Origin of the sequence: Chitinophaga silvisoli, from assembly GCF_003412465.1 — a bacterium.
GTDB lineage: Bacteria > Bacteroidota > Bacteroidia > Chitinophagales > Chitinophagaceae > Chitinophaga > Chitinophaga silvisoli.
The window spans coordinates 1-570 of record NZ_QTJV01000060.1 but is presented as its reverse complement, the minus strand read 5'-3'; the positions used below and the strand labels follow the sequence as shown (position 1 = coordinate 570).

1 protein-coding gene is annotated in these 570 nt (G+C 28.9%); it reads right to left on the bottom strand.

The features are described 5' to 3' along the window. The coding region (locus DXN04_RS35100) for a hypothetical protein (protein WP_158569328.1) at positions 1-570 on the bottom strand (570 nt) is incomplete at both ends.

Genomic DNA, 570 nt, shown 5'->3' with positions numbered 1-570 from the left:
TTGAACTTTATTAGCAAATTTAGTCCAATCAATTTTATCTATTGGAGTATTATCTGTAAGACTTTGAATAAGTCCAGCATATTTATCTAATTCACCAGCAGCAGTAATACGACGAATCCATTCTTCAAGAGTAATATAAGATTGAGCATCATTAGCATTAACACCGCCTTTAAATGGTTCTAATATTCGTTCTCTATCTTTTTTATCAAGTCCAGCTTTTTTAAGTTGGTCATCAAGTCTATCAATAACAACTTTATCAGAAGATTTAAAAGTATTATAAATAGTAACACCTCTAAATTTATCTTGAAGAACTACTTTTTTACGTTTAGTAACTCCATTAACAGTATAAGGAACAGTAACAGCATTACCATTAATTGTTACATCATATAAATTAGTAGCTATATCTAAATCATTTTTAGTAAAGTCTGTATTACCAAAAGGATTACCACTAGCTTGTACTTCTTTAATACGTTTTAGAATAGCTTGACCATTCTTATAAAAACTTTGGTCACCACCATACATATCGTACATACTATCTCTAACAAGATAATCATTAACTAGAAATTCAGC